The organism is Actinacidiphila sp. DG2A-62 (genome assembly GCF_035825295.1).
Classification (GTDB): Bacteria; Actinomycetota; Actinomycetes; order Streptomycetales; family Streptomycetaceae; genus Actinacidiphila.
The window spans coordinates 4,031,319-4,043,347 of record NZ_JAYMGI010000002.1; the positions used below are offsets into that span (position 1 = coordinate 4,031,319).

Genomic DNA, 12,029 nt, shown 5'->3' on the forward strand with positions numbered 1-12,029 from the left:
TGCAGGGAGCTACTCGTCATAGGTCGTGGCGCCAGCGCCTCCACGAGGCGTCCAAGAAGGCCTGGCACCTCGCACCTTCCTGCAGTGGCTCGCGTGGCCAGGCCAGTCCCTCATTGGGATGACATTCAGCGGAACGCCTGTGCGGCATCGTCGACCGCCGGTACGACCGACTCATGCAGCGTTGGTCACGTCTCAACGAACGCCAGCTTGCCCTCCTGACTCGTATCGCAGCGGGTGACGATCCGGTGACCTCGGACACTCCCGAGCTGGCCCTCTCTGCTCGTGCGCTGAAGGAACGCGGCCTGGTCACGATGCTCAAGGCGGGCGGCAAGAAGTGGCAGGCAGCGACCACGGCCGCCGGCACCTTCTACCTGGAGCACGGCCACCATCCTGACCTGCCCGCAAAGAGGCCGCGGGCGGTTGTTGGGGCAGCCGTCCCCACAGAGTCAACGAACGAGGGCACCGCTGCGCCCACGACCGAAGAATCAGGACAAGGGGTCACGTCCGCTGGAGTGGTGTATCGACGGCCACTCGGTGATCTTGTTGTGAGGCTATGCGGTGAGTTCGGTGGGCAGGGCGGTTTCGTCGGTGTGTGACTCGTTCGGGTGGCTGGTCCGGGCCAGTAGTTCCCGGCTCATGTAGCGGCGGGCTTCGGTCCATTCGTCGTTCTGTTCGGCCAGGACGGCGCCGACCAGGCGGATCAGGGCGGTTCGGTCGGGGAAGATCCCGACGACGTCGGTGCGGCGGCGGATTTCCTTGTTGAGGCGTTCCTGCGGGTTGTTGGACCAGATCTGCCGCCAGATCTCGCGGGGGAAGGCGGTGAAGGCCAGCAGGTCGTGCTGGGCTGTGTCCAGGTGCTCGGCGGCCTTGGGGAACTTCGCCTCCAGGGCGTTCAGCACGTGCCGCATCTGGGCTTTCACGGCGTCGGCGTCGGGCTGCTCGAAGACCGTCCGCAGAAGAGTCGCCACCCACGGCTGGGCGGATTTCGGGACCTGGGACAGCAGATTCCTTGCGTAGTGGGTGCGGCAGCGCTGCCAGGAAGCGCCGGGCAGGACCGCCCCGATCGCGGCCACCAGGCCGGTGTGGGCATCGGAGACGACGAGCTGGACGCCCGTGAGGCCGCGGGCGGTCAGTGAGCGCAGGAACGCCAGCCAGCCGGCGCCGTCCTCGCAGGTGGCCACGTCGATGCCGAGGATCTCGCGGTGCCCGTCGGCGTTGACACCGACCGCGACCAGCGCATGGACATTGACGATCCGGCCCTCTTCGCGGACCTTCTGCGTCAGGGCGTCGACCCAGACGAAGGCATACGGGCCGGCGTCCAGCGGCCGGTTGCGGAACGCGGTGACCTGCTCGTCCAGGTGCTTGGCCATCGCGCTGACCTGCGACTTCGACAACTGCGTCACCCCGAGGGACTGCGCGAGTTTCTCCACCCGGCGGGTGCTGACGCCCAGGAGGTAGGCGGTGGCGACCACGGAGATGAGGGCCTGCTCGGCCCGGCGGCGGCGTTCCAGCAGCCAGGCCGGGAAGTAGCTGCCGGTCCGCAGTTTGGGGATCGCGAGTTCGACGGTTCCCGCGCGGGTGTCCCACTCGCGCGGGCGGTACCCGTTGCGGTGGTTGACCCTCTCGTCGCTGACCTGCCCGTACTCGGCGTTGCACATCGCGTCGGCCTCCGCCGACATGAGCGCGTCGGTGAAGGTCTTGACCATCGCGCGCAGCAGGTCGGGACTCGCCGAGGCGAGGTTGTCCTCGGTCAGGGCGTGCAGGGGCAGACTGTCAGGTGCGGTCATCGTGCTGATCTCCTTCGAGGCTTTAGACACTTCGAAGATCAGCCGGTGGCCGTCTGAGCTTGTTCCGCTTTGGCGGACACCGTTGGTGTGGTGGTCAGGCTGCGAGTGCGGTCTCGTACTCGGCGGGGCTGCGGTAGTCGAGGCTGCTGTGCAGTCGGTGCAAGTTGTACCAGCCCTCGATGAAGTCGAAGATCGCGGTTCGGGCGGCGGCCCGGGTGGGCCAGGTGGTCGTGTCGAGCAGTTCGCGTTTGATGGTGGCGAAGAACGATTCGGCCAGTGCGTTGTCCTTGTCCCAGCATTGCCCGGTGCGGCCGACTGACAGACGGACCCCGAACTGGTCTGCCAGGGCGGCGAATTGCTGGCTGGTGTACTGGCTTCCGCGATCCGAGTGGAAGATCACCGGTCGCATCGGGCGACGCTGCCGGCAGGCGGTGGTCAGGGCGTCTGCGACCAGATCAGTGCGCATGTGGTCGGCGGTTTCCCAGCCGACGACGCGGCGTGAGGCGATGTCGATGACGGTGGCCAGGTAGAGCCAGCCTTCCTCGGTCGGGATGTAGGTGATGTCGCCGCACCAGCGGGCGTCAAGCCCGGTGGGGTCGGGCTGGAAGTCCCGGCTGATGAGGTCGGGACGGGTGACCGCCCGGGGGTCGGGGACGGTGGTCGGCTGCCGTCGTCTGCGGTGTCGGCCTGCCAGGCCGGCCGCCCGCATCAGCCGGGCGACACGGCGACGCCCACACGCAGCGCCGTCGCGCACCAGGGCGGCGTGGACGCGTGGGGCACCGTAGGTTCCCCGCGACCTGGCGTGGACAGCGGTGATCTGCTCGGTCAGTTCGGCGTCGCGGACCGCGCGGGGGCCGGGGGTGCCGGTGCGGCGGGCGTAGTAGGCGGCTCGGGAGACCTGAAGTAGCTCACAGGCGCGTTTGACGCTGTGACCTGCGCTTTTCTCCGCCTCGATGAACGGGTGAACCGTCACCGGGTCTCCTTCGCGAAGAAAGCCGTGGCCCGCTTGAGGATGTCGACGTCTTCACGCAGCCGGCGGTTCTCCCGCCGAAGCGCAGCCAGTTCCTCGCGTTCGCTGCTGGTCAGGCCGTCGCGCTCGCCGGCGTCGACCTCGGCTTGCTTGACCCAGTCGCGTACCGCCGTCTCGGTCAGGTCGAAGTCCTTCGCGATCTGGCCGACCGTGCGGTCGCCACGCTGGCACAGCTCGACGATCTCGGCCTTGAACTGCGGCGTGAACGAGCGGCGAGGGCGCGGCTTCTTCTTCCCCATGCTCTCCATGATGGACATCCTCCCGGGGCAGAGCCCCTGATCTCGAATGTCCGTCAAAGCGGATCAAGCCCACGTCATTCTATGCGGGCACCAACCCAGACGCCGGGACAAACCCCCGGATCGGGTCCAACCCGCTACACCACTTCCAAGGACGCAACCGGACAAGGGGGTGCGACTGAGCTCTCGGGGTCAGGCTCTCGCCGCAAGGCCTCGCGGAAGCCCGTCGCTTCGGCACGGGCACGTGGAGGGGAGATCGGAGGGCCCGCGCTGATCGAGCAGGTGCTGGCGGCGGAGCGCTTCCTGCGGATTCCCGACCCGACTCCCGAGGAACGGGCCGGTTACAGAAGGGCGTTCGACGCGGCCCGCACGTGTGCGCCGACCGGCTACCACCTGAAGTACAGCGGGCGAGCCAAGGGCGACTTCTTCCTGGGCTTGCTCAGGGTGACTGGCGAGGATGACACCGAATGGAACCGCATCCGGCTGCAGCGCAGTAGAACGATCACTGACGTCGACGACGTCATTGCGGCGGTGCGGGCGGACCACAGCGCTTTCGAGATCTCCGATGATGTGCTCCCTCGCGTCCTGTCCCTCCTTCGCCTTCTGGTGCAGGAGGCTCTGCGCCGCCACGGTGACATCGCCGTGTCCAAGAAGCGTAGGCACCCACGCCCCATGCTCACCGTCCACGGCAGGACTGGGCTTGATCCGCTTTGACGGACATTCGAGATCAGGGGCTCTGCCCCGGGAGGATGTCCATCATGGAGAGCATGGGGAAGAAGAAGCCGCGCCCTCGCCGCTCGTTCACGCCGCAGTTCAAGGCCGAGATCGTCGAGCTGTGCCAGCGTGGCGACCGCACGGTCGGCCAGATCGCGAAGGACTTCGACCTGACCGAGACGGCGGTACGCGACTGGGTCAAGCAAGCCGAGGTCGACGCCGGCGAGCGCGACGGCCTGACCAGCAGCGAACGCGAGGAACTGGCTGCGCTTCGGCGGGAGAACCGCCGGCTGCGTGAAGACGTCGACATCCTCAAGCGGGCCACGGCTTTCTTCGCGAAGGAGACCCGGTGACGGTTCACCCGTTCATCGAGGCGGAGAAAAGCGCAGGTCACAGCGTCAAACGCGCCTGTGAGCTACTTCAGGTCTCCCGAGCCGCCTACTACGCCCGCCGCACCGGCACCCCCGGCCCCCGCGCGGTCCGCGACGCCGAACTGACCGAGCAGATCACCGCTGTCCACGCCAGGTCGCGGGGAACCTACGGTGCCCCACGCGTCCACGCCGCCCTGGTGCGCGACGGCGCTGCGTGTGGGCGTCGCCGTGTCGCCCGGCTGATGCGGGCGGCCGGCCTGGCAGGCCGACACCGCAGACGACGGCAGCCGACCACCGTCCCCGACCCCCGGGCGGTCACCCGTCCCGACCTCATCAGCCGGGACTTCCAGCCCGACCCCACCGGGCTTGACGCCCGCTGGTGCGGCGACATCACCTACATCCCGACCGAGGAAGGCTGGCTCTACCTGGCCACCGTCATCGACATCGCCTCACGCCGCGTCGTCGGCTGGGAAACCGCCGACCACATGCGCACTGATCTGGTCGCAGACGCCCTGACCACCGCCTGCCGGCAGCGTCGCCCGATGCGACCGGTGATCTTCCACTCGGATCGCGGAAGCCAGTACACCAGCCAGCAATTCGCCGCCCTGGCAGACCAGTTCGGGGTCCGTCTGTCAGTCGGCCGCACCGGGCAATGCTGGGACAAGGACAACGCACTGGCCGAATCGTTCTTCGCCACCATCAAACGCGAACTGCTCGACACGACCACCTGGCCCACCCGGGCCGCCGCCCGAACCGCGATCTTCGACTTCATCGAGGGCTGGTACAACTTGCACCGACTGCACAGCAGCCTCGACTACCGCAGCCCCGCCGAGTACGAGACCGCACTCGCAGCCTGACCACCACACCAACGGTGTCCGCCAAAGCGGAACAAGCTCAGGCCGCCCTGAAGCCGAAGATGCGCGGGTGGCTGCACGTGGGCATGTTCCCGCTCGCGCTCGTCGGCGGCATCACCTTGGCCGCTTCTGCACGCTCGGAAAGCGCCGCGGTGGCGTGCTCGGTGTATGCGATGTCCGCGTTGCTGCTGTTCGGCACGAGTGCGGTGTACCACCGCGGGGACTGGGGCCCGCGGGGCGAGGCCGTCATGCGCCGGCTGGACCACGCGAACATCTTCTTGATCATCGCCGGCGCTTACACGCCTCTGGCAGTCCTCCTGCTGCCCGGCGCCGGCGGGTGGTCCTGCTGTCCCTGGTGTGGGCCGGGGCCGCGGCCGGCATCGCCTTCCGTGTCTGGTGGATCAGGGCGCCGCGCTGGCTCTACACCCTGTGCTACATCGCCCTGGACTGGGCAGCGGTCTTCTACCTGCCCGGCTTCGCGCGGACCGGGGGCACGGCGGTCGTCGTACTCGTCATCGCCGGCGGTCTGCTCTACACCGCAGGCGCATTCGTCTACGGACTCAAACGCCCCAACCCCTCGTCGCGCTGGTTCGGATTCCACGAGGTCTTTCACGCTCTCACTGTCGCCGCCTTCACCGCGCACTACGCCGCCATCCTCCTGGCAGCCACGTAACCGGTGTCCAGAGCAATGTCAAAGCGCAGAGTGAAGGGGAGCAGGCCCCGGCTGCACATCGACGAAGAGAGGCTTGCGGGCCCGGCGGGTGCGGATCCGGGCACAGGCCGGGCGATCGTGGTGCAATATGCAGTGCCCGGTGCCGGGCACTGCACCGGAAATCCGCGCATGTGGGACAAAAAACCTGAGCGTCGTCGAGCTGTGAGGAGTCGCTGTGACCGCATGGGGGCCGGGCGGGGACGGTGGGCGCGGCTTCCGTCCTCCCAACGGCAGGAGACGCGAGGGTGGCCCCATGACGCTGGTGGGGACGTTGCAGGCGGCGGAGGCCGCGCCTCCAGTGGAGTCGCTCGACGTGGTCGCTCGCATGCTCAAGGAGCACCTCGGGGCAGCCGCGGTGTCCTTCCTGATCACCGACTTCACCGGAAGCTCGGTCGTACGGCTTGGTGCTGCAGGCAGCGTCGAGACCGGTGTGCCAGCCCAGCGCATCGCCTTGCGGGGCACCCTGTACGACGACGTGATCCGCAGCCAGCAGCCGAGCGTGCAGGACGAAGGCGGGGGGACGCTGGTGCGGATCGTCGCCCCGGTGACCAATCGCGGGGACGCCATCGGACTCCTCGAACTGTTCCTGCCGGCGGCGCCGGATGCGGAAGTGATGCGGGAGATCGGTGAGACGGCGCATGCGTTGGCGTACATCGTCATCGCGAACCGGTCCTTCACCGACGTTTACCAGTGGGGCCGGCGCACTATTCCGCTGAGTCTCGCCGCGGAGATCCAGCACCGGCTGCTCCCGGCGTCGCTGGCCTGCGAGGCGGCACAGTTCGCGGTCGCCGGGGCACTGGAGCCCGCCGACCACGTCGGGGGTGACACATTCGACTACGTGATCGACCGGGACGCCGTCCAGTTGTCCGTCACCGATGCCATGGGTCACGACGTCGCTGCTGCGCTGCTGGCCACCCTGGTGGTGGGCGCCCTTCGCCGGGCGCGGCGGGCGGGGCCGGCCTGGAGGAGCAGGCCCGCCAGGCCGACCAGGCCATGCGGGAGCACGGTCACGGAGGCTATGTCACCGGTCAGCTGCTGCGGATCAGCCTGCTCGACGGCGGGACCGAGTTCGTCAACGCCGGGCACCCCTGGCCGCTGCGGATGCGGGAAGGGGAAGTGCGGCAGATCGTTCCGGAGATCGATCTGCCGTTCGGCGTCCAGTTCCCGCACACCTACCGGATGCAGTCGCTGGACCTGCGGCCCGGCGACCGGCTGGTGATGCTCACCGACGGCATGCTGGAACGCAACGCCAAGTCCCTGGATCTGCCGGACCTGATCGTCCGCACCCGGGCGCTGCACCCCCGAGAAGCCGCCCGCACCCTCATCGGGGCGATCGTCGATGCCGGTCATGGTCACCTGGAAGACGACGCGACCGTCATGTGCCTGGACTGGCACGGCGTCGGGCATTCTCAGCGGGACGCCGCCACAGGCGCCGACCTCACCGGCGCCTCACGACCGTCACGGACGTGACGGATCGCTCCCCGGCGCTGACTCGGGGGTGCGCATGCCGTGGCGAAACCACAGAACTCGCCGCGCTGACTGCTGCCCAGCGGCCGATCAGGTCGGCAGATGCAAATCGAGAGGGCATCCTGTCCTGATGGTTCGGCGTGCGGGAAGCGGAGGCCCGTTACGGTGACGAACTGCACGTGTCGCTGCTCGTGTCGGTCGGTAGCGCGGTCAGGGATCTACGGCTCGGCCCGTGCTGGGCGGCCCGGCTCCGGCACCGGCTCGGTGGCCAGTACAGGGCCGGCATCCTGCCCCAGAGGACGGGAGTTGTCCGGCTGACGCGGCACTGCCGGAATGCGCCGGAAGGACGTCATCGGCTCTGGGGTTCGCAGGCCGGTCAGAGCACGGGCGGCGGCGCGTGCCGCCGCGCGGTAGAAGCGGTCGGGAAGGAAGGCCGCGTCGGCGACGATCATGGCGGCGGAGAAGAGCGGGAGCCCCATGAGGACCGCGATGCTGAGGTGCATGCCCAGGAGCATGACGAGCAGCACGTACTTCAGGCGGCTGAACAGAGAGAAGGGGAAGGCGACCTGGATCAGCACGGTCAGGTAGCCGACCGCGGTGAGGAGCAGCGGGTAGCTGTCGAGCAGCGCGGACAGGGCCGGCCAGGGTCGGAAGAGGTCGAGGTTGACGACGTAGTGCAGCGCGGTTCCGGCCTGCCACGAGGCGCCCTGCACCTTGTACAGGCCCGCGGAGCCGTACAGGAGACAGACCTGGGCGGCGATGACGAACATGCCGCAGTTGTGGAGAGCTGTGACCAGGCACTCACGGGCCATGCCGAACTGGGACCAGAGGTCGCTGGTTGCCCGCCACAGGGCCCAGCGGCCGGGGCGGCCGGTCCGGGCACGGCGAGCGATCCGCCGCGCGTCGAGCGACCACCGGCGTCCGCAGGCGGTCGCGGTGAGGTAGAGGGCCATCAGGAGGATCAGGTTGTCTCCCCCGTCGGTCATGAAGATGGCCCGTGCGTGGAAGGACGCCACGACGAGGGCGAAGACCACGGACATCGCGCGGGTCCGCCAGCCGAGCAGGAACAGCGCGCAGACAGCGAGGGCCGCCAGGTAACAGAGGTCGAAGTAGACCATGCTGTCGGAGAGCGTGAGGAAGCTGAACCAGCCGGTCTGGTCGAAGAGCCGGGTCGCGAGCGCGGGGGTCCACGGGGAGTCCGGGCCCCAGATCTCGTCCCGGTGCGGGAACTCGCGCAGCAGGAACACGAGATAGCACAGGCCGTAGCCGATGCGCAGCACCGACGCCGCGTAGAGGGAGATCGGGCGGTGGGTGAGCAAGGTGATCACGGCGTCGAGGCTGATGCGTGCCGCAGGTACGGGGCCGGCGTCGTCCGTTCTCGGGACATCGCCGGTTGCCGGCACGGGAGTCGCGGTCCGTTCAGTGGCCATGCGCGGTCACCTTCCACCAGGGCAGATTGCGGGTGTCGACGGCCGAGGCTGGTGCGGGGCGAGTGTGGCCGGCGCCGTCTCGGCCGGCCACCGGCGTGGTGCGGACGCGTAGTTGGACCCCCGTGATTGCACCGGGCCGGGCGGCCGAGAGACGGTTCACGGCGATGTTCCGCAGGTATTCCTGCCACATCACCGCGCGGTCCGTGTAGGACACATCGCTGTTGCCGTGGGATTCGAGGTAGCCGGTCCACGCTCTGCGGAGCATGTTCTGGGTGGTGTGGCTTGGGAAAGGGTTGTGCCTGACCCCGGCGTTGTCGACCGCTGTGAGATCGAGCCAGCCGCTGACCTGCTGTGAGCCGTCGGCGGAAGTGCGGACCGTACGGGCGGAGATCTGCGGAACGGACGACTCCGGCTCGGGAGCGAAAAGGCGCCAGTTCTGTTCGAAGAGCGGGTAGACCCAGCTCTGGATCTGTTTGGCGTACCGCTGCGAGACCTGATTCGGGGGAGCCACGTGCAGGAACAGGAAGAGCGTGTGCAGGACGGCTACGCCCACCAGTAGGACCGCGATACCTCGTGTCGCGGCGCGCAGCGGAAGCGGCAGGTGCGACAGCGTGGCCGGACCTTCGGATGGGCTGTCCTGCTGCGGCCCCGGCAGTGCACGACGGGCGGTGCCCGGGCTGCCGAGCACGGTGGCATCCGGCGCCTTCGTGCCCGGCGATTCGCCCCCGCCCACTACCTCTTCTGGGCCAGTCAGTGTCATCCCGGCCCTCCTCTCACGACTTCCGCTGAACTTCGCTGTTTAGGACGCATGAAGGCGGGCCCGGCCCGGCGAACGCATCGCTGCGCACGCCGGGCCGGGACCGAGTGGCGTCAGTGCTGATCTACCGGCTTCGTGTCGTCATCCGCCGTGGGCCAGTCCGAATTCGGCTGGTCGGGCGCGTCCTCGTGCGGTGACTGCCCGTAGGCCGGGGGCTGGCCCTCGTGGGGCTGCTGTCCGTAAGTCGGGGGCTGGTCCTCGTGGGGGGCTTCTCCTCGTGGGGCGGCTTGCCCTGGTGCGGCGGCTTGCCCTCGTTGCCTCCAGTGTTGCCCGCCGAGTTGCCGGCCGTGTTGCCACCGACGGTGCTGCCGCCAACGGTGTTGCCACCACCGACGGTGTTACCGCCACCGATGGTGTTACCGCCGCCAACAGTGTTGCCACCGACGGTGTTACCGGCGATCGAGCTGCCGCCGAGCAGACCACCGCTGGTGATGCCGCCGAGCAGACCACCGCTGGTGATGCCGCCGAGCAGGCCGCCGGTCGTGCCCGTGGTGGTGCCGGTGGTGGTGCCGGTGGTGGTGCCGGTGGTGGTGCCGGTGGTGGTGCCGGTGGTGGTGCCGGCCGTGGTGCCGGTCGTGGTGCCGGTCGTGGTGCCGGTCGTGGTGCTGCCGGTGGTCGTACCGCCGGTGGTGCTGGCGCACGAAGGCCGGGTGATCGAGTTCGTGTCCAACGTCACGGAGCCGTTGCGGGCCAGGGCGCGGCCCGTGACCGAGGCGCCGGTGTCCAGTCCGGTCGAGGCCAGCGACATGATGGTGCCCACGAACGTGGTGTCCGTACCGAGCGTGGTGGAACTGCCCACCTGCCAGAAGACGTTGCACGGCGAGGCGCCGTTGACCAGCAGGACCCGGCTGGCGGACGCGGTCGTCAGCGTCGACCCGATCTGGAAGACCCATACCGCATCGGGGTTGCCGGCGGCATTGAGGGTGAGCGTGCCGGTGAGCCCCATGGAGGTCGGCGCGTTGTAGACACCTGGCGCCAGGGTCAGACCGCCGAGGTCCGAGGAGATGCTCGCGTCCGGTTGCTGGCCGGCGGCGTTGTTGTACGCGACGGTCAGGTCGGACTGGGCTTGGGCGGCGACCGCGTCGGCGGCGTGAGTCGCCCCGTGCACCACACCGGGCGGGAAGCCTGTGATCGACGTACCCGGGCTGACGCCCAGATCACCCGTGATCGTTGAGGGCCCGGTATTGGTCACCGACTGGCCGCCCAGTACGGCGAAGCTGTCGACCGTACCGAGAGGAACGGCCGTCGCGATGGCGGCGGCGGGGGTCGGTGAAAACACCGCCACGGCACCGGCGATCACCATGGCCGACGCGATCGATGTCGCCAGGGCACGCCGGCCCGGCATGCCCCGAGCTTTGAATTTCATCGATGAGCTCACTCTCTTCGGGGGAGCGAGTCCGTCGAGCGATCCCGCCCGCGGACTGAATCCGTAGTTCCCCTCTTCCCAACGGCAGGCTGTGGTTGTTCAGTTGCCGGAAAGGTGACAGCCAGAGGAAAGAGATTGCCACAAGAGTAGGCAGCGCGATGAGGTGAGTTGGCAAGCAAATGGGTGAACGATTCCACGTATTCCACCGAATGGCCCCTTCGTGCTGGCATATGCCCTGGTCGCGGCCACGGTGAGGCAAACCCGAAAATTTCCCCGCCTCGCCCGGATATCACCTGCAGGGGCGGACCGGCCGCTAATAATGTCGGCGCACCATCGCATGTTCACTCCAGCTCGCCAAGGTGCACATGCGTAAGTCGGAAACAATATGGAGCGGCCTCGGTGTGAGGCGTGGGGGAATTCAGCGTTCAGTGGGGACCGCGCACGCCGGCGTACCTCCCGGCATCCGTTCACGGTTGTTCGCGACGAGGCGGTACACCCCGTGGGCGGCCCAGCGAAGGAGTGGCAGGCGGAGCAGTCCTCCCAGCGCGGCCCAGCCTCCGCCGGAGCTGAGCAGTAGCCGTGCGACGGCCTGCGCCCCGCCGTACGACGCTCCGACAGGCGTGACCCACAGCACCTCGTACTCGGCCTGCTGCTGGTCGACACCCAGTGACGGCAGATCCGCGCGCTGCCACGGGGTGAAATCGCAGCAGGGCCGGAGCCACCGCTCGGCGAACATGACCGAGGTCGTGCAGAAGGCGCAGTCCCCGTCGAAGACGAGTACAGGTCGGGTACACATGAAGCCATCATCCAGCGCCGGATCGCCTCAACGAGGCTGACGCGCGTGCGCCCCCGAAGCGCCATTCGAACGTGGCGCAGCAGGTAAGGGTGCCTCTCCCGCCGGGCGGGCCGACTCTCCGATGCGATGACAGCGACGTGTACCTGCCGCGCGGGGTCCGGTGTTCACCCCCCGCAGGGTCGCCTGACCCTGCGGGGTGCGTGAGCCCGGCACGCCACCGCCCGGCACGCCACCGCCTGGATCGCCTGCGCCCATCGGCGAGGACCTGCCGCATCAGCGGCGTGGTGACGTGCGCCAGAGGGGGCCGACACCTTCCGCCTCAGGTCAGGACGTCGTCCACCCTGTCGGACCGCCCCATCGGACACCTCCGTGATCAAGGTGTTGCGACGACCAGTTGAATCCGCCCAATAGGTGTCCATTCGGTACGCGGAGCGTCTTGCCGAGGTCGG

At 68.6% G+C, this 12,029-nt stretch carries 11 protein-coding genes and 2 pseudogenes; 6 read left to right on the plus strand and 7 right to left on the minus strand.

Annotated features, from left to right (window positions below; genetic code table 11):
- Window positions 1–173 precede the first annotated feature (173 nt).
- Window positions 174–596, plus strand: a complete 423-nt coding sequence (locus VSR01_RS17985; protein ID WP_326450236.1) for a hypothetical protein — start codon at window positions 174–176, stop codon at window positions 594–596.
- Here the strand turns inward: VSR01_RS17985 and VSR01_RS17990 are convergent.
- The 3 genes from VSR01_RS17990 to VSR01_RS18000 all read right to left on the minus strand — a co-directional run bounded on the left by VSR01_RS17990 (window position 552) and on the right by VSR01_RS18000 (window position 3,065).
- Window positions 552–1,787: an IS256 family transposase gene (locus VSR01_RS17990; RefSeq protein ID WP_326450237.1), complete on the minus strand. Its 1,236-nt coding sequence runs from the start codon at window positions 1,785–1,787 to the stop codon at window positions 552–554. The two genes, VSR01_RS17985 and VSR01_RS17990, sit on opposite strands and share 45 nt — an antisense overlap.
- Before the next feature lie 94 nt (window positions 1,788–1,881).
- Window positions 1,882–2,760 carry an IS3 family transposase gene (locus VSR01_RS17995; RefSeq protein WP_326450238.1) on the minus strand — a complete coding sequence of 293 codons (879 nt, stop codon included), beginning with the start codon at window positions 2,758–2,760 and terminating at the stop codon, window positions 1,882–1,884.
- On the minus strand, window positions 2,757–3,065 hold the full coding sequence (locus tag VSR01_RS18000; protein WP_442785482.1) for a transposase: 309 nt from the start codon (window positions 3,063–3,065) through the stop codon (window positions 2,757–2,759). The genes VSR01_RS17995 and VSR01_RS18000 overlap by 4 nt, the downstream gene beginning before the upstream one ends.
- A gap of 270 nt (window positions 3,066–3,335) precedes the next feature.
- On the opposite strand from VSR01_RS18000, the gene VSR01_RS18005 reads away from it, so the two are divergent.
- The 5 genes and pseudogenes from VSR01_RS18005 (at window position 3,336) to VSR01_RS18025 (ending at window position 7,174) form a co-directional block, all read left to right on the plus strand.
- Window positions 3,336–3,767 carry a hypothetical protein gene (locus VSR01_RS18005; RefSeq protein ID WP_326450239.1) on the plus strand — a complete coding sequence of 144 codons (432 nt, stop codon included), beginning with the start codon at window positions 3,336–3,338 and terminating at the stop codon, window positions 3,765–3,767.
- Between the two features lie 44 nt (window positions 3,768–3,811).
- Window positions 3,812–4,120: a transposase gene (locus VSR01_RS18010; RefSeq protein WP_442785482.1), complete on the plus strand. Its 309-nt coding sequence runs from the start codon at window positions 3,812–3,814 to the stop codon at window positions 4,118–4,120.
- The gene (locus VSR01_RS18015; RefSeq protein WP_326450238.1) at window positions 4,117–4,995 is read left to right on the plus strand and encodes an IS3 family transposase; all 879 of its coding nucleotides are present in this window, start codon (window positions 4,117–4,119) and stop codon (window positions 4,993–4,995) included. The genes VSR01_RS18010 and VSR01_RS18015 overlap by 4 nt, the downstream gene beginning before the upstream one ends.
- 59 nt (window positions 4,996–5,054) lie before the next feature.
- Window positions 5,055–5,665, plus strand: a pseudogene (trhA, locus tag VSR01_RS18020) (PAQR family membrane homeostasis protein TrhA).
- A 292-nt stretch (window positions 5,666–5,957) separates the two neighbouring features.
- Window positions 5,958–7,174: pseudogene (locus tag VSR01_RS18025) on the plus strand (PP2C family protein-serine/threonine phosphatase).
- Between the two features lie 215 nt (window positions 7,175–7,389).
- Here VSR01_RS18025 and VSR01_RS18030 read toward each other — a convergent pair.
- The 4 genes from VSR01_RS18030 to VSR01_RS18045 all read right to left on the minus strand — a co-directional run bounded on the left by VSR01_RS18030 (window position 7,390) and on the right by VSR01_RS18045 (window position 11,580).
- Window positions 7,390–8,601, minus strand: a complete 1,212-nt coding sequence (locus VSR01_RS18030) for an HTTM domain-containing protein (protein WP_326450240.1) — start codon at window positions 8,599–8,601, stop codon at window positions 7,390–7,392.
- The gene (locus tag VSR01_RS18035; RefSeq protein WP_326450241.1) at window positions 8,591–9,361 is read right to left on the minus strand and encodes a DUF5819 family protein; all 771 of its coding nucleotides are present in this window, start codon (window positions 9,359–9,361) and stop codon (window positions 8,591–8,593) included. Before VSR01_RS18035 ends, VSR01_RS18030 begins: the two co-directional genes overlap by 11 nt.
- A gap of 121 nt (window positions 9,362–9,482) precedes the next feature.
- The gene (locus VSR01_RS18040; protein WP_326450242.1) at window positions 9,483–10,784 is read right to left on the minus strand and encodes an ice-binding family protein; all 1,302 of its coding nucleotides are present in this window, start codon (window positions 10,782–10,784) and stop codon (window positions 9,483–9,485) included.
- A 418-nt stretch (window positions 10,785–11,202) separates the two neighbouring features.
- The gene (locus VSR01_RS18045; RefSeq protein WP_326450243.1) at window positions 11,203–11,580 is read right to left on the minus strand and encodes a thiol-disulfide oxidoreductase DCC family protein; all 378 of its coding nucleotides are present in this window, start codon (window positions 11,578–11,580) and stop codon (window positions 11,203–11,205) included.
- Window positions 11,581–12,029 lie beyond the last annotated feature (449 nt).